1 protein-coding gene and 1 pseudogene are annotated in these 1555 nt (G+C 66.4%); both read right to left on the reverse strand.

Features of this window, described 5'->3' with window-relative positions:
- A partial coding sequence (locus tag ABZ478_RS39210) for an alpha-amylase family glycosyl hydrolase (RefSeq protein ID WP_359557570.1) occupies positions 1-779 on the reverse strand: 779 nt, incomplete at its 3' end.
- Positions 776-1555, reverse strand: a pseudogene (locus ABZ478_RS39215) (alpha-1,4-glucan--maltose-1-phosphate maltosyltransferase); the annotation flags it as partial. The pseudogene ABZ478_RS39215 and the gene ABZ478_RS39210, both read right to left, overlap by 4 nt.

Here is a 1555-nt window from a genome sequence, read left to right on the forward strand (position 1 = left end):
TCGGCCAGCAGCACGGTGTCCGGGTACTGGGCGTCGATCTCCTTGCGGACCCGCTTCAGGAACTGGTGCGTGGCCGGCAGGTTCTCGCAGTTGGTTCCCTCCTGCTGGTACAGGTACGGCACGGCGTCCAGGCGGAACCCGTCGATGCCGAGGTCCAGCCAGAACTTCAGCGCGGAGATCATCTCCTCCTGCACCGCCGGGTTCTCGTAGTTGAGGTCCGGCTGGTGCGAGAAGAAGCGGTGCCAGTAGTACTGCTTGCGTACGGGGTCGTACGTCCAGTTGGAGGCCTCGGTGTCGACGAAGATGATCCGGGCGTCCTGGTACTGCTTGTCGTCGTCGGCCCAGACGTAGTAGTCCCCGTACGGGCCGTCCGGGTCTCTCCTCGACTCCTGGAACCACGGGTGCTGGTCGCTGGTGTGGTTCATGACGAAGTCGATGATGACGCGCATACCGCGCTGGTGCGCCGAGTCGACGAACTCGACGAAGTCGGCCAGGTCACCGAACTCGGGTAGCACGGCCGTGTAGTCGGAGACGTCGTAACCGCCGTCCCTGAGCGGGGACTTGAAGAAGGGCGGCAGCCAGAGGCAGTCGACGCCGAGCCACTGCAGGTAGTCGAGTTTGGCGGTCAGGCCCTTGAGGTCGCCGATGCCGTCACCGTTGCTGTCCTGGAAGGAGCGGACCAGGACCTCGTAGAAGACGGCGCTCTTGAACCAATCCGGATGCCGGTCCTTGGCGGGAGTGTCCTCGAAGGTGTCCGGGACGGGCTCGTTGACGATCATATGGCGGGTGACCCTCCGGTCGGCGGGGTGGACGGTCGCAGAACCTGGCTGTGCTCACCCGGTGGACGTTCCCCGGGCTCCCGGCCGACGGCCAGCACATGCGCGCCGCCCGGACCGAGGCGCACATAACTGGCCCTGCCCCAGTGATAGGTGTCGCCGGTGAGCAGGTCGCGCACCGGCGTCGACTCGTGCCATTCCAGGCCGAGTTGCGGCATGTCCAACGAGACCGTGGCTTCCTGGGTGTGGTGGGGGTCGAGGTTGGCGACCACCAGAACCGTGTTCGATCCGCTCCGCTTCGAGTAGACGATCACCGGGTCCTTGTCGGCGTGGTGGAAGTGGAGGTCGCGCAGTTGCCGCAGGGCCGGGTTGGCGCGCCGGATGGCGTTGAGCTGGGTGATGAGGGGGGCGATGGTGCGGCCCTCGCGTGCGGCGGCTTCCCAGTCGCGCGGTTTGAGCTGGTACTTCTCGGAGTCGAGGTATTCCTCGCTGCCTTCGCGGAACGGCGTGTTCTCGCAGAGTTCGTAGCCGCTGTAGACGCCCCAGGCGGGGGAGAGGGTCGCGGCGAGGACGGCGCGGACCTCGAAGGCGGGGCGGCCGCCGTGCTGGAGGTAGCCGTGCAGGATGTCGGGGGTGTTGGCGAAGAAGTTCGGCCGCATCCAGGCCGCCGCCTCGCCCGACAGCTCGGTCAGGTACTCCGTCAGCTCCTGCTTGGTGTTGCGCCAGGTGAAGTAGGTGTACGACTGCTGGAAGCCGATCTGGGCCAGGGTGTGCATCAT

Origin of the sequence: Streptomyces sp. NPDC005706, assembly GCF_040631045.1 — a bacterium.
GTDB lineage: Bacteria > Actinomycetota > Actinomycetes > Streptomycetales > Streptomycetaceae > Streptomyces.